The organism is Flavobacterium xanthum, assembly GCF_900142695.1.
In the GTDB taxonomy this organism is placed as follows: Bacteria; Bacteroidota; Bacteroidia; order Flavobacteriales; family Flavobacteriaceae; genus Flavobacterium; species Flavobacterium xanthum.
Window position 1 is genome coordinate 1 of the sequence record NZ_FRBU01000039.1, and the last position, 21,289, is coordinate 21,289.

Annotated in this window: 18 protein-coding genes; 9 read left to right on the forward strand and 9 right to left on the reverse strand. The window is 32.7% G+C overall.

Going from position 1 to position 21,289, the window contains the following annotated elements:
- Positions 1 to 108: 108 nt before the first annotated feature.
- The 4 genes from BUC11_RS13605 to BUC11_RS13620 all read left to right on the forward strand — a co-directional run bounded on the left by BUC11_RS13605 (position 109) and on the right by BUC11_RS13620 (position 4,799).
- Positions 109 to 651 carry an MraY family glycosyltransferase gene (locus BUC11_RS13605; RefSeq protein ID WP_073354933.1) on the forward strand — a complete coding sequence of 181 codons (543 nt, stop codon included), beginning with the start codon at positions 109 to 111 and terminating at the stop codon, positions 649 to 651.
- A 46-nt stretch (positions 652 to 697) separates the two neighbouring features.
- Positions 698 to 1,453, forward strand: a complete 756-nt coding sequence (locus BUC11_RS13610) for a polysaccharide biosynthesis/export family protein (RefSeq protein WP_073354935.1) — start codon at positions 698 to 700, stop codon at positions 1,451 to 1,453.
- Between the two features lie 18 nt (positions 1,454 to 1,471).
- Positions 1,472 to 3,829: a GumC family protein gene (locus BUC11_RS13615; RefSeq protein WP_073354936.1), complete on the forward strand. Its 2,358-nt coding sequence runs from the start codon at positions 1,472 to 1,474 to the stop codon at positions 3,827 to 3,829.
- A 376-nt stretch (positions 3,830 to 4,205) separates the two neighbouring features.
- Positions 4,206 to 4,799 carry a 2OG-Fe(II) oxygenase gene (locus BUC11_RS13620; RefSeq protein ID WP_073354939.1) on the forward strand — a complete coding sequence of 198 codons (594 nt, stop codon included), beginning with the start codon at positions 4,206 to 4,208 and terminating at the stop codon, positions 4,797 to 4,799.
- Positions 4,800 to 4,988: 189 nt separating this feature from the next.
- On the opposite strand, the gene BUC11_RS13625 is transcribed toward BUC11_RS13620, so the two are convergent.
- The gene (locus BUC11_RS13625; protein WP_073354940.1) at positions 4,989 to 5,984 is read right to left on the reverse strand and encodes a metal-dependent hydrolase; all 996 of its coding nucleotides are present in this window, start codon (positions 5,982 to 5,984) and stop codon (positions 4,989 to 4,991) included.
- 257 nt (positions 5,985 to 6,241) lie between these two features.
- On the opposite strand from BUC11_RS13625, the gene BUC11_RS13630 reads away from it, so the two are divergent.
- On the forward strand, positions 6,242 to 7,096 hold the full coding sequence (locus BUC11_RS13630; protein WP_073354942.1) for an EamA family transporter: 855 nt from the start codon (positions 6,242 to 6,244) through the stop codon (positions 7,094 to 7,096).
- Positions 7,097 to 7,180: 84 nt separating this feature from the next.
- Here the strand turns inward: BUC11_RS13630 and BUC11_RS13635 are convergent, their stop codons facing one another.
- The 3 genes from BUC11_RS13635 to mnmE form a co-directional block, all read right to left on the reverse strand.
- Complete coding sequence (locus BUC11_RS13635) at positions 7,181 to 7,894, reverse strand: DUF4339 domain-containing protein (protein ID WP_139259510.1); 714 nt, start codon at positions 7,892 to 7,894, stop codon at positions 7,181 to 7,183.
- A gap of 132 nt (positions 7,895 to 8,026) precedes the next feature.
- Positions 8,027 to 9,175 carry a saccharopine dehydrogenase family protein gene (locus BUC11_RS13640; protein WP_073354945.1) on the reverse strand — a complete coding sequence of 383 codons (1,149 nt, stop codon included), beginning with the start codon at positions 9,173 to 9,175 and terminating at the stop codon, positions 8,027 to 8,029.
- A 259-nt stretch (positions 9,176 to 9,434) separates the two neighbouring features.
- Positions 9,435 to 10,835, reverse strand: coding sequence for a tRNA uridine-5-carboxymethylaminomethyl(34) synthesis GTPase MnmE (gene mnmE, locus BUC11_RS13645; protein WP_073354946.1), 1,401 nt, complete (start codon positions 10,833 to 10,835; stop codon positions 9,435 to 9,437).
- Between the two features lie 177 nt (positions 10,836 to 11,012).
- On the opposite strand from mnmE, the gene BUC11_RS13650 reads away from it, so the two are divergent.
- The 3 genes from BUC11_RS13650 to BUC11_RS13660 all read left to right on the forward strand — a co-directional run bounded on the left by BUC11_RS13650 (position 11,013) and on the right by BUC11_RS13660 (position 14,663).
- A complete protein-coding gene (locus tag BUC11_RS13650; RefSeq protein ID WP_073354948.1) occupies positions 11,013 to 11,846 on the forward strand; it encodes a universal stress protein in 834 nt (277 codons plus the stop codon).
- Positions 11,847 to 11,938: 92 nt separating this feature from the next.
- Positions 11,939 to 12,772 carry a universal stress protein gene (locus BUC11_RS13655; protein WP_073354949.1) on the forward strand — a complete coding sequence of 278 codons (834 nt, stop codon included), beginning with the start codon at positions 11,939 to 11,941 and terminating at the stop codon, positions 12,770 to 12,772.
- A 118-nt stretch (positions 12,773 to 12,890) separates the two neighbouring features.
- Complete coding sequence (locus BUC11_RS13660) at positions 12,891 to 14,663, forward strand: MutS-related protein (RefSeq protein ID WP_073354951.1); 1,773 nt, start codon at positions 12,891 to 12,893, stop codon at positions 14,661 to 14,663.
- 249 nt (positions 14,664 to 14,912) lie between these two features.
- Here the strand turns inward: BUC11_RS13660 and dnaN are convergent, their stop codons facing one another.
- The 5 genes from dnaN to BUC11_RS13685 all read right to left on the reverse strand — a co-directional run bounded on the left by dnaN (position 14,913) and on the right by BUC11_RS13685 (position 20,004).
- On the reverse strand, positions 14,913 to 16,031 hold the full coding sequence (dnaN, locus tag BUC11_RS13665) for a DNA polymerase III subunit beta (RefSeq protein ID WP_073354952.1): 1,119 nt from the start codon (positions 16,029 to 16,031) through the stop codon (positions 14,913 to 14,915).
- A gap of 290 nt (positions 16,032 to 16,321) precedes the next feature.
- Complete coding sequence (gene gldG / locus BUC11_RS13670; protein WP_073354954.1) at positions 16,322 to 18,007, reverse strand: gliding motility-associated ABC transporter substrate-binding protein GldG; 1,686 nt, start codon at positions 18,005 to 18,007, stop codon at positions 16,322 to 16,324.
- On the reverse strand, positions 18,007 to 18,732 hold the full coding sequence (gene gldF / locus BUC11_RS13675) for a gliding motility-associated ABC transporter permease subunit GldF (RefSeq protein ID WP_073354955.1): 726 nt from the start codon (positions 18,730 to 18,732) through the stop codon (positions 18,007 to 18,009). Before gldF ends, gldG begins: the two co-directional genes overlap by 1 nt.
- Positions 18,733 to 18,816: 84 nt before the next feature.
- Positions 18,817 to 19,113: a putative quinol monooxygenase gene (locus BUC11_RS13680; RefSeq protein WP_073354958.1), complete on the reverse strand. Its 297-nt coding sequence runs from the start codon at positions 19,111 to 19,113 to the stop codon at positions 18,817 to 18,819.
- Positions 19,114 to 19,176: 63 nt separating this feature from the next.
- Entirely contained in the window at positions 19,177 to 20,004 is an 828-nt protein-coding gene (locus BUC11_RS13685) for an SAM hydrolase/SAM-dependent halogenase family protein (protein ID WP_073354959.1), read from the reverse strand.
- Positions 20,005 to 20,186: 182 nt separating this feature from the next.
- Here BUC11_RS13685 and BUC11_RS13690 point away from each other — a divergent pair, with 182 nt between their 5' ends.
- Positions 20,187 to 21,137 (forward strand): PhoH family protein, encoded by a 951-nt coding sequence (locus BUC11_RS13690; protein ID WP_073354961.1) that lies wholly within the window; start codon positions 20,187 to 20,189, stop codon positions 21,135 to 21,137.
- The last annotated feature ends 152 nt before the right edge of the window (positions 21,138 to 21,289 follow it).

Genomic DNA, 21,289 nt, shown 5'->3' on the forward strand with positions numbered 1-21,289 from the left:
GTTATTTCCGATTTTAGCCTAGAAAATAGAAATGAAAACTTAAAAAACTATCTTAAGTTTCTAAAAAAGTTGCATCGCGAATAGGTCGCAGCATAGAGTATCATAGCAATGCTGCTGGCCTATCTCTATTATAATTTTTCAACAAGACAAAAAATATTTATGGGAGATACAGGCTCATTGCTTATAGGATTTTTTATAGGATTTTGTACTTTGAAATTCCTATCTATGGATGCAACATTATTAAGCAATTTCACATTTAAAGCTGAAAATAAATTGATAATTATTTTTGCTATACTGTTCATGCCATTATTTGATATGTGTCGAGTAATTGGGATAAGATTGGTATCAGGTAAAAGTCCGTTTAAAGCAGATAGAAATCACATTCATCATATTTTAATTGATTCAGGACTTTCACACTTTAAAGTTGCAATGACTTTAGGATTTCTAAATTATGTAATTATTATAATTTCTCTCTGGCTTTCATCATTCCTCGATAGTTTTCAAATGTCTTTTTTTCTAATGTTTTTAAATGTTGTAATGTTACTTTTCTTTAGTTTATTAAAAGAACTGACAGTGTTTAATGTAGGTAGAATTTTTACAAGTAAATTCAATTATTTTCTTTTAAAGAAAAATGAAAAAAGTGAATTATGAATGCTAGTATCTCAATTTAAATTAAATTATAAACAACAACAATTATATGAAAAATAAAAACATTAAATACTTATTAATAGTGTGGTTAACTGTAATTTTAACCAGCTGTGTTTCTTCTGAAAAAATGGTATATTTTCAAGGCAATCAGGATAATCTCTCTCATGAAGATTATGAGATTTATGAACCAAAAATTCAAAAAGGAGATATTTTAAGCATTAATGTTTCAGCAATTGATAAAGGAGCAGCAGTTCCTTTTAATTTATATGAATCGACTAGTACAACGGAACCCATACCCTTAACTTATATTGTGGATAATGATGGTGAAATTACTTTTCCGGTTGTTGGAATTCTTAAAGTGGAAGGAATTTCCACCAAAATAGTAAAACAGCAATTAACTAAGACTTTGGCAGAATATCTTGCAAAACCTATTGTAAATATTCGATTAGTAAATTTTAAAGTAGCTGTTTTAGGTGAAGTAAAAACTCCAGGCACTTATCTTATACCAAACGAGCGAATTAGTGTAATAGAAGCCATTAGTTTAGCAGGGGATCTAACTATACACGGCAAGCGAAAAACCGTAATGTTAATACGAGAACAGGGAGGGAAAAGAGCTTTTATTACACTCGATCTAACTGATAAAAAAATCTTTAATTCTCCTTATTTTTATATGGCACAAAATGATGTAATCTATGTAGAACCTAATAAAACTAAACTCAATTCATCAGCTGTTGGCGCTAATGCAGGTATTATACTTTCATCAATTTCATCATTAATTTCAATAATATTAATTCTTAATCGCTAAAACTTTAAAATCAAGATTATGCAAAATGAGAACCCATACAATTATATGTTTGAAGACGATGAACCCGTTAATTATCGTGAAAAATTTGAAAAATATGCCTATAATTGGAAATGGTTTTTTATTGGTATAATTATTTCTGCTATAGGCGCATCTGCATATTTAAAATTTATACCTAAACAATATACTGTTACAACTACCATTTTAGTTAACGATGAAAACAGTAAAGGGTTGCCTTCAGTGCTTTCAGCTTCTGAAGATTTAGGACTGACCACTTTTGGCATAACAACTGTCGATAATGAAATTGGTATGCTAAAATCGTTTAGTTTGATGGAAAGTGTGGTGAAAAAATTAGGAACAAACATTACTTTTTATGAAAAGGGAATATTTGTAAATAGAGAACTGTACAAGAATGATATTCCATTTAAAATCAATTTTTCATTAAAGGATTCCTTAGTTTACAGTAAAGACACTATTTTTTCAATTCAGGCTTTATCTCCCACAAAATTTGTTTTAAAAAATAGTAGGGGTACTGCCAGCAAAGTATATTTGTTTGGTGAAAATGTGCAAACAGATTTTGGGAATATTACTGTAACGCCCACTGTATTAAAAAACGTAAGAAAAGGTGAAGAAATAGTAGTTAAGGTGGTTCCATTAGAGAATATTGTTGAAGATTTAAGAAAAGATATTGAAGTTAAGGTACTGTATAAAAAGTCTAGCTTAATTCAATTAACTTTAAAAGCACCCATTAAGGTAAAGTCACAAGATATTTTAAATAATCTAGTGCAGCAGTATAATAAGGATGTCGTTGCGGATAAAGAATTTATCGGTAAAAGAAATAATATATTTATCAATGAACGTCTGGAACTTATTAAAAATGAATTATCAAATGTAGATCAGGGAGTCGAAAATTTCAAAAAGAACAATCAATTGACCGACATTGATTCTGAATCTTCATTAATATTAGCGAGCAATGCAGAATTAGAAAAGAAAATTGTTGATTTAAATACTCAAGTAAGAGTTGCTGAATATGTTACGGATTATGTAAACAAAAACAATGAGCAAATCATACCTTCAAATTTAGGCTTGTCAGATGATGCAGTTAGCACAAATAGTGCCAGATATAATGAATTATTAATGGAACGTAACCGGATTTTAAAAAGTTCAAGCAAAAAAAATCCAGTTATTATTAATTTAGATGAGCAACTGCAGCAACTGAGAACAAGTATATCACATGGCTTACAAAATTTAAAAGCATCTCTAAATATCGCTTTAAATAATACGAAAAGGGAGGAAGACAAAGTGTTTTCAAGAATTTACTCAGCGCCAAAACAAGAACGTCAATTTAAAGAATTTCAACGTCAACAACAAATCATTGAAACATTATATTTGTTTCTATTACAAAAACGGGAAGAAAATGCTATCTCCTTGGCAGTTACTACACCTAATGCAAAGATAATTGATTTTGCTGATGGAAGCAGTAGACCTGCAAGTCCAAAATTAATTCTTGTAATTATTACAGCGCTATCTTTAGGTTTACTATTACCATTCATAGCCTTGTATATTAAATTTTTTTTCGATAATAAAGTCCAATCTATTAAAGATATTGAAAGCGTTATAAAAGCACCTATTATTGGAGAAATTCCAAAAATGGTCACAGGTAATAAAATTGGAATTCATGACAATAATAATGAGGGAATCTCTGAATCTTTCAGGATGTTGCGAACAAATATTAATTTTATGCTTTCTAAAATAAAAGGTCGGGCAAAAATAATATTTATTATGTCTACAACAGTTGGAGAAGGTAAAACCTTTACCACATTAAATCTCGCATCGGTAATTGCCCTATCTAATAAAAAAGTATTATTAATAGGTGGAGATATTAGAAAATCAAATAGGAATGAATATCTTAATCAAAATATAGGAAATGGATTGTCCGATTTTTTAATGGATAATTCTTTAAAAGTTTCGGGTGTAGTAGAACCTTCTTTAGAAGGAAACTATGATATTTTAAATTCAGGGACAGTACCTCCTAATCCATCTGAGTTACTAATGAATGGTCGTTTTGATGAAATTTTCGATTACGCTAAAGATAACTATGATTATGTTGTTGTAGATACAGCTCCTGTAAAGATGGTTACAGACGCGTTGTTGTTAAGTCACCATGCTGATTTATGCTTGTATATAATTAGATTTAATAATTTAGACAAAAGGCTTTTAGAAATTCCAAAAAAGATGTTCAATGAAAAGCGATTGCCTAATATGGCGATTCTAATTAACGGGGTTGATTTAAAAAGAGGCTACGGTTATGGACAAAGTTACGGGTATGGGAAATCTATTTCAAAAACAAACTGGTGGAAAAAAATTATAGCAGGATAATATTTTTTTTCCATTACCATCAAGGATTATAAATAGCCTTATGAAGTTACTGATGATTCTATTACAATGTTTTAGAAAATGAAATAATGCATTTATAAGTAAATTATTATATTTTATTACATTAGTTAAATTTAGTTTTTTATTATTTAAAGGTTTTACTGGTGTAAAATAATAGCTTGAATTATACCTTTTACACTTTAATAATAAAGTGTTTTTCTTTTTCTAAAGAGGAGTCAAATTAAAAATTACATGTCCGTTATAGCAATAAAAAGAGGAATTATAAGTAAATAATCTTATTTATTTCAGATTCAGTCTCTAACGAATTTTATTAGTCTATCTTGTCCCGTTGGCGGTATATTCAGTCAATATAAAAGACATGGAAAATAGCTTTGAGGATTTAATTGCCTCCTATATTGAAAATAAAGTAGGGATATCGGAACATTTTTTGAGTACTACTTTAGCCAATAATTTAAAGCAGAACTTAATTGCTTTAAATAAGCAAAGTTTATTGTTGGAAGCAGGAGTTGGGAACTCAGAGAAGGTTTCTTATGACGGAGCGATTCGAAGCGATTCTATTTATTGGCTTGACAAAAAACACAATAATGCATTCGAAAATGAATTCTTTGCCCAAATTGAAGCCTTTATTGTTTATTTGAACCAAAGTTGTTATACCGGAATAACAGGTTATGAATTTCACTATTCACTTTATGAATCGGGTGATTTTTATTTAAAGCATTTAGACCAATTCAAAAATAATCCTAGTCGAAAATATTCCATGATTAGCTATCTCAATAGCAATTGGCAAGAAAGTGATGGAGGAGAATTATTGATTCATCAAGTAAATAACAATCAAAAAATTGCTCCAACTCAGGGTAAAACTGTTTTCTTTAAGAGTGATGAGTTAGTGCATGAAGTTTTAGTAACTCAAAATACTAGAATGAGTATTACGGGATGGTTGAAGAGCGATTGATGTTTTAAATTGAAAAGTAAGATTACTATTTAGTTGTATTTTATATTAAATAATCACATTGAATGGTTTGATTTTAATTTTATCACCTATAATACAAATGGATTTGATCTAGGAAAAAATAGTAACTGCCGAAAGCTTTTTTCGTTTTCATTCCTTTAATGTAGCTTATAGTACAAAATAAAGGGTGTCTTAATTTCCTTTGAGTCGATTAAATATTTTATGTAAAAGTCGTTTTCCATCTCTTTTGCTTTTAGGGACTTCAACTGCATTCAAGTCGCCTTTGTTGGCAATAAATTGATAACTAAAAGCAAATTGAGGGTTTGCAGGATTATCATTCAATAACCCAAAGCGTAAATCATTAAAGTATAAAGTTTCTTTTTTTCGAGAAATAATGTACCAACCTTCGCTGGCTTTTTTTAGTTTTTCAAAATCGGTGTTTCTTGTCAGCTTTGATTCTAAAATTTTATTTTTGTTGTAAGCTACAAATGAAATGGGTTGGGTATCAAATAATGAATAGTTGGACAATAAATAAGAATTGGTCGTCGCCACATTGGCATTCCACAAAATCAGATTCAAAGGCGTAGGTATTACGATAATTTTAGAATAATGAATTCCCTGGTTTAGTAATGCTTTTTCAAATTGGTGCAAGGCATACAATTTTATAAAGCAGGATAAAATTAGATAGGCAGTACTAAAAAACAATCCTTTATAATTGTACTTTTTACGAAGCAAAGGATCTTTGGTTCTCCATACCCAAAGCAATGCAATCAGCAGCGGAATGGTGTACAACGGATCAACTACAAAAATGGTTTTAAAGGCAAAGCGATGATCCAGCGGCCACAAAATTTGTGTACCCCATGAAGTAAACATGTCTAACAATACATGAGTTAAAAGGCACCAAAAAACCATAGTAGTGGCCAGAATGAAGCTAATTTTGGCTCTTTCAATTTTTGAAATAAACCAACCTAAAATAGGGGATAAAATCAAAAAAAGAAAAATCGAATGGCTTATGCCACGGTGTATGAGAATTGCATCTATTGGATTTAAAAAAAGGCCAACTACAACATCTAAATCGGGAATGGTACCAAGAATAGCACCATACAAAAAAGTCTTATTCTTTAATTTTTTGCCGGCGCATACTTCAGCTATTGCAATTCCTAAAGCGATTTGAGTAAAAGAATCCATGACACAAAAGTAGCTGAAATCAAATAATATCTTGGTAGTGTTAGTGTAAATGTTTGTGCTGTAAGTTCAATTTCTTAATACTGCTATATAGTAAGAAATAGCGTTGCAACAACTCTAATAAATCATACTAAAGACAAGGATTTCTATTTAGAGGATTTTTTAGTTACGTCTATGAACCTGTTTTTTATGTTTTTTAATTTTCAAAAAGGGCAATTGGAGCAACAATAAATGGTAGTTTTGCACTCTAAAATTGTACTATGCTATTTCTGATTTTGAGTATTATTTGCAGTGTTACTGTGGGAATACTGTTTAAATTTTCTCGTCATTACAACGTTAATAATGCACAAATTGTTGCAGCTAATTATCTGGTTGCTATTATTTTGTGCTATTTATTCTTCAATCCAAATTTAAATGAAGTAAACACTTCTTCACCATGGCATATTTATATAGCGCTTGGTATTTTATTACCTTCAGTATTTCTATTTCTGGCAATTTCCATTAAGCACATGGGAATTGTAAAAACAGATGCCGCTCAGCGACTTTCATTATTCATTCCGATTTTAGCTGCATGGTTAATATTCAAGGAGGATTTCAATGTATTTAAAGTTACGGCACTTGTCGTTGGGTTCCCAGCGCTAGTACTAATTCTTTCTAAACCCTCACAAAATACCAAGAACAAATGGATTTATCCTACTGTAGTTCTGCTGGGTTTTGGGATTATAGACATCCTTTTTAAACAAATCGCTCTGTTTACAACGCTGCCTTATATCACTTCTCTATTTATAGTTTTTAGCGTAGCATTGGTAATCATGTTTGCCGTTGTAAGTTATGAAGTGCTAGCCAATAAGGTTCAACTAGCGCTTAAAAACATAATTTTTGGTGGGCTAGTGGGTATTTTTAACTTTGGTAATATTCTTTTTTATCTGAAGGCGCATCAAGTATTTGCTAAAAATCCGTCAACAGTTTTTGCAGGAATGAATATGGGCGTGATCATAATAGGGAGTCTTGTGGGTATTTTAGTTTTCAAAGAAAAACTAACCAAAATAAATTACGCGGGTCTTTTTATGGCGTTGGTAGCGATTGTCTTAATAGTGTTTTCACAAACAAAATAGAAAAGTAAAATATATTTTTTAAAGTCAAATAATGGCACTAACTTGGAATTGTAATTGGGTACGATTGCCATTTAGCTTTGTTTTTTAAGCCTTAATTTTTTCTAATTCTAAGTAAAGCTGATCCATTTCAATTTTTAAATTTTCAATCTCGGTACTTATAATTTCAATTTCATTTTCGATTAAACTAATGTCTTCATTTCTCTCCTTGTCAGTTCTTAAAAATTGAAAATCTTTAGCTTTTACCAACTTATCTTTAGCTTGATCTAAAGCACTGAAATCAATAGCAAGTTTTTCCTTAATTTCAAAAAGCCTATTATTGAGGGTTAGTTTTCTCTCTTTTAAAACTCTTTCAAATTCCTGTTTTTCTTGTTCAATTATGCGATTCTTTTGTTCTTCAATTTCTTTTTCCTGTAATTGAAATTGTAGATTATTCCTTTCTGTAATGCTGTTTTTTTGTTCAAGTTCAGCACTTCTGCCTTCTTCAAAATAATTAAATATAAGAGTTCCAACTACTAAAATCAAAATTCCGGAGAGCATGTAAAAAAGCGACTTGTCAATCCCTATTATCTTAGTATTTGCCTCTTCGGTACTAAGTTTTGGAAGTGCTGTAGTAGTATTAATAGGTGGCGGCATCACTCTGAAAATAGATTGTAATTCCGCTATTTCACCTGCGGTTTTCCAATCTTGCATTCCTTCACACCAAACCGGTGTTGTTTTTAAAATTGATTTGGCTTTCAATTCGGTTAAATTAAATGGACCGCTACTTTCCGTGCCGTTGTGTAAGTAATAGGAATTCATTGCGTGCTTCTTATTTATTGCTTTTCGATTGATTTTTGAAGTTTCAAAAGTACAAAACAATTTGCTTTTTTCAGTAGTGTATTTTACCAGAAAACTACTTATCGAAATTATAAAATAAATGATTAATTTGGATTAAGAGGTTGTTTTTCCATAGACCTGGACGATATAATTTCCGTTTAAAAAGGATGCGGGATCAATTTTGCTTTGAAGTACAACACCACGTAGCGATGATTCTAACAATAGTTGCGCTGCTTGGGCTAATGGCGCCGCAGTAGTTGTTTGTATAGCTCTCAATTTGTGCTTTCCTACTATTTGGGGTGTAATGCGCTTTGCAATTTCACGTCTTCGCAAAATACCAGAAGCATCTTTACCTTCAACTGCAGCATATAAGATAATTTGATCATCCTCGATATGTGGAATTACTTGCTCCATTTTTTGCTGCAATATTTTTATAGCTTCTTCTGTATTTTCCAAAATAGAAAGTTGCTCTTGAATCCATGCATAGTGACCGGGATGACGTAACGTTTTGTAATCTAGTGAACGCACTTTTCCAGAGAGCGCTTCTGGTAAATCTGCTGCTCCGCCAGAGGTAAGATCTTCTTCATAGGTTATACCGTCAATAACAATAGAAGCTCTTTCTGATAATGGAGGGAGCGTTGTTTTTATGAAATCTCGAAGCACTATAGTATCTTTCAAATACTCTGTAGCTACTCCTACAGGACTCCAAGTAAATCCGTAGTAATGTGGAGCAACGGCATGATTGGTCAAGGCGCCAACTTTAAATTCTAATTTATCTACTTTGTCCACTTCAAAGTCCATGCAAAATTGTTGAAAAAGTCCATTTGCTAGTAAATCGATGTACCCTGGAGCCAATCCTGTTTGAAGGATAAAACCCGTTTCGGCATTTTTTGCCAGAGCTACTATTTGGGAAGTTTCGGTGACATATTCGGTGAGATTGGCGTAATGCATATCAAAATCTTTAGCAAATTGCGCCATACGGGGTGCTTGACTACCAGGAAGGCAGTCGAGAATGATATCGCCTCGACGCAAAATGGTCTCCATTTCATTCGTAAGTTCTAATTCATCAAGATGAAAGTCTTGAATAGATCCCTTTTTCGATGTTCCTTCTTGAATCCAATGCGCTACCTTTTTTGCTTTGGCGTGGTTTCTGTCACCAATAAATAACGTTGGAGTCACGTCACTCCATTCCATTAACAATAAACCAACGGCTTCTGCAATTCCGCCGGCTCCCGCTATAATGATAGTGTGATGCTTTTTCATATTTTAAAGATACTATTTTTAATTGGTTCCGCATTTTAGTGCGTGTAACAATTTATTATTTCTTGAAATGAATTTCCTGCCTCCGATAGCAACGAAAAGCCCGTAAGGGAAGCGCCCATTAAAAAACAAAACCCATAAAGCGACCAGCGGAAGCTTGTTTTGGGTTTCTGTTTTTAGGGCAATGACTGCGGACTTGTAGTGTATAGCGGAAAATGGCAGCCTAATTAAGGCACACTGCAACTGCTGACTGAATGCTAAATTACTTACCTATACAAAAGTTAGCAAAAATATTACCTAATAATTCGTCGTTTGAGACCTGACCAGTAATAGTTCCAAATTGATACAACGCCTCCTTAATATCGAGCGCCATAAGGTCACTAGAAAGATTTGTTTCTAGCCCAAATTTCACTTTCGTTATTTCATCTAACGCTTTTAGTAAAGAGTCGTAATGTCTTGTATTTGTGATAATTGTTTCATTATTACGCAACGCTCCAGTATTTACAAAAGATAGTAGCTGGTTTTTCAGTTCATCAACACCAATCTTTTGTTTAGCGCTTAGGAAAATGAGTTTAATGTTTAAGTTTGAAAGTTCTTGTTGAATGGCTGTAATTTCATTTTCGGAAAGTAAATCTAATTTATTGATGACAACAAGTAAAGGTTTCAACGGAAACTGATTTTTGATTTTCTCGATTTCAATGATGTATTCTGAACTTTGAACTTTAAACTTTAAACTATCAAACAAATATAAAACTACTTGTGCTTGTTCAATTTTCTCAAAAGTTTTTCGAATCCCAATGCTTTCTACTACATCTTCCGTTTCGCGAATTCCAGCCGTATCGATGAATCTAAATCCGATTCCGCCAATCACTAATTCATCTTCGATAGTATCACGGGTTGTTCCTGCAATTTCTGAAACTATGGCACGCTCTTCATTCAATAAAGCATTCAATAGGGTGGATTTTCCCACGTTTGGTTCACCCACAATAGCCACAGGTATTCCGTTTTTAATAACATTTCCAACGGCAAACGAATCGATTAATCGTTTAAGGACAAATTCGATTCTGTTTAATAATTCATGAAATTGTGTTCTGTCAGCAAATTCTACATCTTCTTCGGCAAAGTCCAATTCGAGTTCAATCAAAGAGGCAAAATTCAATAATTCTTCTCTCAGTTTAGCTATTTCATTCGAAAAACCACCACGCATTTGTAGCATAGCGATTTGGTGCGACGCTTCATTATCGGATGAAATTAAATCGGCAACAGCTTCTGCTTGGGACAAATCCAGTTTGCCGTTTAGGAAAGCTCTAAGCGTAAATTCACCTGGATCTGCCATACGGCAGCCTTTCCGGAGGAGTAATTGTATGATTTGTTGCTGAATATAAGGAGAGCCATGGCAGGAAATTTCGATTGTGTTTTCGCCCGTATACGAATTTGGACCTTTAAAAATGGACACTAATACTTCATCTAAGGTTTTGGAAGCATCCATAATATGGCCTAAATGCAAGGTGTGGGTTTTTTGAGTGGTTAAATCTTTATTTTTAATAGATTTAAAAACAGAATTTCCTATCGTGATGGCATCTTGGCCCGAAATCCGAATTACGGCTATAGCTCCTGCTCCCGATGGAGTTGCAAGCGCTACTATGGAATCGTGAGGTATCATATTTGTATTCAATTTTATGCAAAAGTAAGGAAAATTGATAAGGCAGCAAGTCTCGATTATCAAACCATTAACTTTATTTTTTTGTTAAAAAATTACTCAAACTGACATTTATCATGCTGTTTTGTTTTTTAGTTTCGTAAATTTATATAATTAATTGATTTGCAACAAAGTAACATTATGTCCAAAAAAATTCTATTTCCAACCGACTTTTCAGATGCCTCTAAAAACGCATTTATTTATGCCTTGCAATTAGCTGAATCTATTAAAGCCGAAGTAATTACCATTCATGTCTATCAGTTACCGCAAGCAAATTACATTAATATTTCAGAGTATTTACATGAAATTTATGATGTTACTGAGCTTAGTAATTTTGAAAATTATAAAGATGAGGTGCCGAGTTTAAGAAGGATAGCAGAACAAAATAATTTGGGACATATCAAGATAAGTCATGCTCTAATTCTTGGAAATTTAGTTCCTGCAATAAAAAAAATAACGGAGAATGAAAAAATTGATTTCGTGGTTATGGGTACCAAAGGGGCAACTGGACTAAAAGAAACTTTTTTTGGTACCGTGGCAACCAAAGTGATGAATGATGTAAAAGCATTAGTTTTAATTATACCGGAACATTGCCTTTATCAGCCAATAAAAAAAATGCTTTTCCTGACGCAATATAAATCGGAGGATACTGCCGCTTTTAAAACCGTATTGTCGCTATCCGCGATCTTTCAAGCTCCTGTTGATTGTTTGCGTGTCGCGCACTTAAAAGATGAAAGTCAACACGATTGCAGGGCAGATTGGAAGGTAGTGATGGAGGATAATGAAGTTGTTTTTCATTCAATCGAAGGGGACGATGTAGAGGGTATAATCTTAAATTTTATTGCGTTGCACAAAATTAATTTGATTGCAATGCATGTATACCATCGAAATTTCTTTGAAAAATTATTTGAAATTAGTCTTGCTAAAAAATTGGCATTTCATATTAATGTTCCTATTCTAGGCATCCACGAATAAAATTAGTGTTGCTGAATTGCGCTATTTGTTTTAGAAAAACAAAAAACCAATAGCTTCGTAAAATAAATGAACTATTTTAAATTAAACGACAAATGAAAAAAATTTTATTTCCAACCGATTTTTCTGAAGTGGCAGCAAATGCTTTTATACATGCTTTGGAATTTGCAAAAATAGTTCATGGTGAAATCGTTTTATTGCACACCTTTGAACTACCTATTTATGACAATCAGTTTTTTCCTGAAAATTATGCTCTCATTTACAATTCAGTAGAATTAGCGCAATTTGGCATGTTTAAGGATGAAATTCCAAAACTCCGTGCGTTGGCAGAAGAGCGTCATTTGGATAAAATTAAAATGACACATCGACTTATGGATGGCGATTTACTTCATAATATTAAAAAATCGATTAAAGAAGATGCTATCGATTTTGTTATTATGGGTACGTCAGGAGTCACGGGATGGGATGCTTTTTTTGTGGGTTCTAATGCAGGATCTGTTATTTCTGGAATTGAAATTCCAATGCTGTGTATTCCAATTGAAGCCAAGTTCAAGAAAATAGAAATTATTGGTTTTACCACGCGCTTTAGAACGAAAGACAAAAAAGCCTTAAAAATGGTGCTAGATATTGCCAAAAAAACAAAAGCAAAAGTCAAATGCTTGTATGTGAAAACGAGTGAATCGGATGTTTCAAAAGATACCGTGGCGCATTGGGAGGAAGAATTTATTAATGAACCCGTAGAGTTTTTTGTGATTTCGAGTGATGAAGTAAAGGAGACTATTTTAGATTTTATTCTATATAAGGAAATTGATATATTGACTATGCTGACCTATAAAAGAGGTTTTTTTGAAGGAATTTTTAAACCTAGTTTAACAAAAAAAATAGCGAATAATTTTGACATTCCTATTTTAGCAATACATATGGATTGATGCAGTCACAATTTTAGTTGAAGTTTCGAATACTATTTAGTTTGGCATTGTCATTGCCTTTTAATTTAGACTTCTCAGCAAATCTATTTCGTTATATTTGCAATTCATCAATTGAATTATGGAAATATACAAAGTAAAAAAGATTCGCTTTTCAACAGCGTTAACTGCAATCAATAAAAAGTACAATAGTATAAGTGTTTTAAGACTTCTTACTATTGTACTTTTTTTTATATCTAGTTATTATTACCTTAAAACTAGTGATATTATTTTTGTAGTTGCCTCGATAGTTTTATTTGGTGCTTTCGTGATATTGATGCGTATTCATTCCAAGTTAGTTTTTAAAAAGCAAGTCAATCAAGCCTTATTTGATATTAACGAAAATGAAATATCCTATTTGGAAAGAAATAAAATTCCTTTTGAAAACGGACAAGAATTTAACGATTTTAATCACCCTTATGCGTATGATTTAGATGTCTTTGGAGAACATTCCTTATTTCAAAATTTGAATAGAACGGCTACTTTTATTGGAAAAAAAACATTGGCAAACCAACTTTTAGCTCTGGCATCAAATAACGAAATCATAAGAAATCAGCAAGCGGTCAAAGAATTATCTATCAAATTAGATTGGCGTCAGGAGTTCTTAGCTTTCGCCAAAATTGGAAAGGATAGCCAATCGAATTATGAGACTTTGCTGAAATGGAGTACATTCAATAGCACGCCATTATCTAAAATTAGTGTTTTTATTTCTTATTTTTCTCCACTTCTTTTTCTAGGATTTTTGATAGCTTATGCAGTCACATCTAATTTTGTTTTTGTTTCTGTTTTGTCGTATTTGTTTGTGTTTCACTTGATCGTTTTAGGTCGGTTTATAAAACGTATTCAGAGCGAAATAGCAAATTCTACTAACATTGATAAAACCATTCACCAATACAGTTTGTTGTTGCAAAAGATTGAAGAAGAAACTTTTCAGTCTGAAAAGTTAATCGGCTTGCAACAAAAACTAGTATTCAAAAAAGAAAAGGCTAGCGTTCATTTGAAACAATTAGCTGGTTTGTTTTCAAAAATGGACAGTATTTCTAATTTTGTGACAGCCATCGTTTTTAATGGTACATTTCTTTTTAATTTGCATGTGCTACAATCATTAATTCAATGGAAAAACGATTATGCCGAAGCACTGGAAGAGTGGCTCGAAGTAATTGGGGAATTGGAGCTGCTAAATAGTTTAGCAAATATGTCTTATAATAATCCAGAGTTCGTTTATCCAACATTGAACACTAATTTTGAAATTGATTTCACGGACCTAAGTCATCCTTTATTAATTGAAAAAACAAGAATAGGGAATGATGTTCGTTTTCATCCAGAAAGCTTCATGATTTTGACGGGTTCTAATATGTCTGGTAAAAGTACTTTTCTACGCAGTTTGGGAATTAATATGGTTCTAACTGGTATGGGGTCTTCCGTTTGTGCAAGCCAAGCTAATGTGCATCCATTACCGGTTTTGGTTTCGATGCGATTGTCTGATTCGTTGTCAGATAGCGAATCGTACTTTTTTGCTGAAATTAAACGCTTAAAGCAAATTATGGATGAATTGGAAAACAGACCTGCGTTTGTTTTATTAGACGAAATATTACGAGGAACTAATTCAGATGATAAACGAAATGGAACAATAGAAGTGGTCAAAAAAGTGATTGGTAAAAAAGCCATTGGTGCAATTGCGACACATGATATCGAAGTTTGTCTCACGACAAATGAATATCCTGCTATTTTAACCAATAAATGCTTTGAAGTGGAGATTGTCAATAATGATCTCCACTTTGATTATAAATTACGGGATGGAATTTGTAAAAATAGGAGCGCTACTTTCCTAATGAAAAAAATGGGAGTGATTTAGTTTGGAATTTTAGACTTCTTTGATTTTTAGACCATTTAGATTTTAAGGTTCAGTTTGTCTTTGCGAGGAACGAAGCAAACCCACTAAAATGAGCCATAGTTGTAATCAATTAAACGGAACACTAAAGAGATTTCTCACTCGTTTGAGAAATAAAAGAGAAATGAATAAAAGCAAAAAACCGTCTCGTAATTAAACGAGACGGTTTTAAAATATAAAAATGGTTTGGTTAATAGCGTATTTTAAACTGAACTAGCTGTTCAACATTACTGGCATAACCAGCATGGTAACTGTTTCACCTTCTTCTAATCCATCAACAGGAGTAAGAATTCCGGCTCTATTTGGCAATGACATCTCTAGCATAATCATGTCTGATTGTAAGTTCGTCAACATCTCTGTCAAAAAACGAGAATTGTATCCTATTTGCATATCATCACCTTGATAATCACAGGTTAATCTTTCTTCGGCTTTATTTGAGTAATCAATATCTTCAGCAGAAACATTCAACTCAGCTCCAGCAATTTTCAAACGAATTTGGTGTGTTGTTTTATTCGAAAAGATAGCCACACGACGTACTGAACTCAAAAATTGAGAACGGTCAATCATTAATTTATTTGGATTTTCTTTTGGAATTACTGCTTCGTAATTTGGATATTTACCATCAATCAAACGACACATTAAAACATAGTTGTCAAAAGAAAAAGTAGCATTCGAATCGTTGTATTCTATTTTTACTTCAGCATCCGAAGTACCCAGAATGTTTTTTAAAATGTTCAAAGGTTTCTTTGGCATAATAAAATCAGCCACTTGAGAAGCCACTACGTCAGTTCGAGCATATTTCACTAATTTGTGTGCATCCGTCGCAACAAAGGTTAATCCTTGTGGTGAAAACTGAAAGAATACACCAGACATAACTGGACGTAAATCATCGTTTCCGGCTGCAAAAATAGTTTTGCTTATGGCTGTTGCCAAAACATCAGCAGGAACTAGTGTAACCGATGGATCGTCTAAGTTCACTGATTTTGGAAATTCATCTCCAGAAGCATAAGCTAATGCATATTTCCCCGAATTAGAACTGATTTCTATCGTACTATTATCCTCAATGGTGAAAGTTAAAGGTTGTTCTGGGAATGTTTTAAGGATTTCCAAAAGCAATTTTGCAGGAACAGCAACGCTTCCTTTACTTTCAGAATCAATTCCTAGAGTAGCAGACATTGTAGTCTCTAAATCAGAAGCAGAAACGGTCAATACACTATGGTCTAAATCAAATAAAAAGTTATCTAAAATAGGTAAAGTATTGCTACTGTTGATAACGTTTCCTAAAACTTGTAATTGTTTCAATAAGTACGAACTCGATACTATAAATTTCATCTGTTTTGTTTTATTTTTTAAGGTATTTCTCTAAATCCGAAATACGATACATTTTACAAATATATCGTAAACTATTCTAGTTTGGAAACTTTTTTATTAACATCTTTACTTTAGTCTGAAAGTCAAAAGTCGAAAGTCTGAATGCAAATTCTATTTATTATATTATAAAAAATAGTTGTTTTATTTTGTTTCGAAAAGTTGGATGTTAACGACTTAAATAACTAAAAAATTGATTTAGACAGTATATTATAAATTTCACTTTTAGACTTTAAGACATAATACTTTAGGACTTATTTACTGTATTTTCTTTTTCGAAGATAAGTAAATAGGATTCCAAAAAGTGCTAAAATAAGTAATGGAAGCCCAATCGTCAAGAGCTGTGTTCTCGTGTAGTTTTCATAAACTTTTTCTTTATCCAATAAAGGTAAATCAAGATCTTTGCTTCGAATGTTAATAAGTCCCGTGTCATCCAATAGATAATTGACACAATTTATGAGGAAATCTTTATTATCGTATAAATTGCCAGATCTTTGGTCGTAGCCCAATTCTACGGGTTGAAAGTTTTTATCCAGTTGGTTTTTGATCAAATCCCCATCTGAAATCACAATCATCTTGTTCTTTTGTCCTGTAGCTAGAAATGTTTTTTGTTCAAAGGGCAGCACTCTGTTTTCAAACATGGATTGGAAGGAACCTTCTAGTAATACGGATAGTGGAATATTCCCTTTGTTTAGATAATCATTTGGCGAAGTTTCTTCGGCAACGCTATTCAGGTTTATTTCTGACGGTGTTCCAATTTTTTTCGAATATTGTGACGATTGCAACAATATGGTTTTCTTGATACCGTTCTTCAAGGTGTCGATGGGATTAGCAAAGTCAAACTTGATTCCACCCAAATTTTTCACAATGGGATGCGCACTGTTTGGATACACTTGTGGCGCAAATTTCCAATTGAATTCTTGATATTGAGTAGCACTTCCTTGTTCTCCGGTAGCTAATTTAATGGGACTTCCTTGCTCGTCTTTTACTAAATCAGGATTAATACGGATGCCATATTTAAAAAACAGATCATTCAAATTCAGATCTCTTGGATACGCTAGCGTGGCTCCAGACGCATTGTATAAACTATCCATTTCAACTGAAACTTGATCAAGCAACCACAAAGTTTTTCCGCCATTCATAATGTATTGATCCAAAACCTGTTTTTCTTCATCGGTAAACGTTTCTGTAGGTTTTGCAATAACAGCCAAGTCATATTTTTTTAAAGTTTCTAAACTTCCTATTGGATTTTTGGCCACTGAATCCAAAGTAAAAGGTCCAATAAAATAACTTTCGCGAACTTGTAAAAGGAATTTGGCCATCAAAACATCTTGCAATTCTCCGTTCCCTTTGATTACAGCAATTTTCTTTTGCTTGGCTTTGGTAATCTTATTCAAACCTTCGGCAATAGAGTATTCTAAATGCTGCACAGATCCAATTACTTTCTGGGTAGTTGAGGCGCCCATTATGTTTTTTAACAATGGAATATTAACTTCCTTATTGTCATAAACGGCAATCGCCCAAGGAAAAACCATCGCTTGTGATTGCTTTCCTTTGTCGTCTACGGTTATATTGATTGGCGTAAGCCCTTTTCGATACAATTCTTTAATATTGTCCATGCTGGCGTCTTCGTTTTCCAAAGGATCTACGAATTCAAAAATAATATTGGAATTGTACGCCTGAAATTCTTCTAGTAATTGCTTTGTTTCCTGCTGTAATCGTTTGAATTCAGCCGGTAAATCACCTTGCATGTATACCTTTATATACAATGGATTCTGAACTTGTTTAATAATATTTAAAGAAGTAGGGGAGAGCGTGTATCTTTTATCTTTTGTTAAATCAAAACGATGAAAAAACGAACTTCCCAATGCATTTAAAACCAATACAATTGCAAGTATAATCAATACGGATTTTAGGTTGTTTTTTTTAGAAGCTGTCATTACGATTTGAAAGATTTTAGATTATAAACAGTAAAGGAGAGAAATAGCACAGTTACGCTCGTAAAATAAAGAATATCTCTTGTGTCTAATACGCCACGACTCATGCTTTTAAAATGATCCTGCATTCCTAATGAAGCAATTATGGAAGAAACATTTGGAACAACAGAAGCCAAACCTTCAAAACCAAAATAGAAGAAAAAACATAAAAACACGGCTACAATAAAAGCTACAATTTGGTTATCCGATAGTGTTGATGTGAATATTCCTATGGCGGAATAGGCTGCAATTAAAAATAGTAATCCAAAATAAGAACCAATTGTGCTTCCCATATCGAGATTGCCTTCCGGCATTCCTAAATTAGAAATAACGGCAACATAAATGAAGGTTGGAATAATGGCCATTACTATTAAAAGTAACGATCCAAGAAATTTTCCATTTACAATTTGCCAAATACTTAATGGTTTTGTCAGCAATAATTCTAACGTTCCTTGTTTTTTTTCATCCGAAAAACTGCGCATGGTTACGGCAGGAATTAAGAAGATCAAAATCCAAGGCGCCAAGGTGAAAAACGGTGTCAAATCAGAAAAACCGGTATTCAGAATATTATACTCTCCTTCGAAAACCCAAAGGAATAATCCGTTGATAATTAAAAAAATCGCAATAACTAAGTAGCCTATGGGCGAACCGAAAAAGGATTTTATCTCTCGTAAAACTATTGATTTCATTTATTTTTTTGTTTAAAGTTTCATATGTTTAAGGTTTAAAGTTCCCAATCCAACAATTTTAAACCTTAAACTTTAAACTATTTTTTATTCTAAAGTAACTAATTTATCCACACTCCACGCTTCCGGTTTGTCGTTGAATAATTTTTTGGTGAATGTCCAAACATCGTAAAAAAGTTCCGAATTTCTGTAATTTTCTAAATCGGCTTCGGTTTCCCAATAACTGTAGGTAAAGAAAATACTTTTATTGTTTTTATCCTGATATAGTTCTAAGAAACGATTTCCGGGAGCATTTCGTATCTTATCTTTCATTAACTCAAAGTTTTCTAAAAAAGCAGGAATATGTTCCTCGTGAAAACTCAATTTTACTATACGTACAAACATTTTTTTTTGTTTAAAGTTTAAAGTTTAATACGTTCAAAGTTGCTCAACTTTAAACCTTAAACTTTAAACGAATTTTATAATAATACTATCTCTATAATTCAATCCCAGTAAACTATTAGCTGAGCCTACTTTAGAAGGATTACTCCTAAAAATGGCTATTTCCAGAAAACCGGCTTCGTTGAAAATAGCTAATTTTTCCCCTTCATAAGACTTTATCGGATATTTATCGGAACTCGCAATAGCGGAATAGTTTGGTAATATGGTTTTGATGTTTTTGGTTTTCAAAACAATTTCATACGGCCTTCCTTTGGCAACTTCTATAAAATATTTTTTAGAAATATTTGTGACTACATTCCCAAAATGGTCGATGTAGATGACATGACCTTTCAATGAATTGCCATCAACAGCCAGTACAGCTTGTAAATCTGTCACTTGTTTTATGCTATTTATTTCTTTGCCAATGACATTCATTAAACCTCCTTTGGCTAAATGACACGCCACTTTTACAAATACATCAAGATCCACAGCCTCACTCAGCAAACGGTCATGGATGTTAATCGTAACCATTTTTTGAGGAACAATTTTTTGTGAAAGCATGCTTAAAATACCATTATCGGCAGCAATAAAATAATGATCATTCCATTGCATCACAATATGTTGATTTTCTTTGTTGGATTCCATATCTACTCCTATAAGATGAACAGTGCCTTTTGGAAAGCTCGCATACGATGCTCCAATAATGTAACTTGCTTCTACTGTGTTGAATGGGTCAATATCATGTGAAATATCAATAATCTTCGCCTCGGAATATTCAGATAAGATTTTCCCTTTCAACGCTCCTACAAAGTGATCTTTCAAGCCGTAATCAGTAGTTAGGGTAATTATTGACATAATTTTGTTTATAACTATTGGTGTTATGTAAACCTAATTTTATTAAATTTGAGAAGTGCAAAGCTAATAATAGTTAACACAAAAAACGAAAAAGAAAAAACAATTTCTAATTAAAAACAAGAAATATACCCGACAGCCAATTGATTGACAAAAAAATGAATTTTAATTAAAAACTACCTCATTTGAACGAAAGAATAATCGAGCTCATAGACATCGCTCCAAAAGACTTTTGGGGCGCTCAAGACACTCATCTTGAAACAATTAAAAAATACTATCCAAAATTAAAAATTGTCGCTCGGGGAACCACCTTAAAAGCTTTTGGAGAAAAAGAGGTTTTGGACGATTTTGAAAAACGTTTTCAACGATTAATGTTACACTTTTCAAGATACAATAATATTGATAATAATGTAATCGAGCGTGTTATTCTTGGCGATGTTCAGGAAGACAGAAAATTTCAAGGACAGGATAAAATATTAGTACATGGAGTAGGTGGCAAAATCATAAAAGCCATGACACCCAATCAGCAATTGTTGGTGGATACCATGGAAAAAAATGATATGGTCTTTGCCGTTGGACCTGCCGGAACCGGAAAAACCTATACAGGTGTTGCTATGGCCATAAAAGCACTTAAAGAAAAGCAAGTCAAAAGGATTATACTGACTCGTCCAGCAGTAGAAGCAGGGGAGAACCTAGGTTTTCTTCCAGGTGATATGAAAGAAAAATTGGATCCCTACATGCAACCTTTGTATGATGCTTTACGAGATATGTTGCCGAATGAAAAACTAGAAGATTATATTCTAAAAGGAGTTATACAAATCGCGCCTTTAGCATTCATGCGTGGAAGAACGTTGGATAATGCTTTTGTTATCTTAGACGAAGCTCAAAACACTACACATTCCCAAATGAAAATGTTTTTGACACGTATGGGAAAAAGTGCTAAATTTATGATTACGGGAGATCCTGGTCAAGTCGATTTGCCACGAAGAACCATTTCTGGACTTAAAGAAGCCCTGTTAGTTTTGAAAGATATTGATGGAATTGGAATCATTTATCTGGATGACAAAGACATTGTACGCCATAGATTAGTCAAGAAAGTGATTGATGCGTATAAGATGATTGAAAATAACGATTAGCAAATACACAAAATTATTGAAGCGGAAAGCGAGTTCATTTTCTATAGAGAATGGATTTCCTTTCCGCTTCATTATTTTAAAAAATGACATCTTTTTATTTAACGATTTAAATAATATTCAAATGAATCCTTTTGTTTCTCTTAGAAATACAA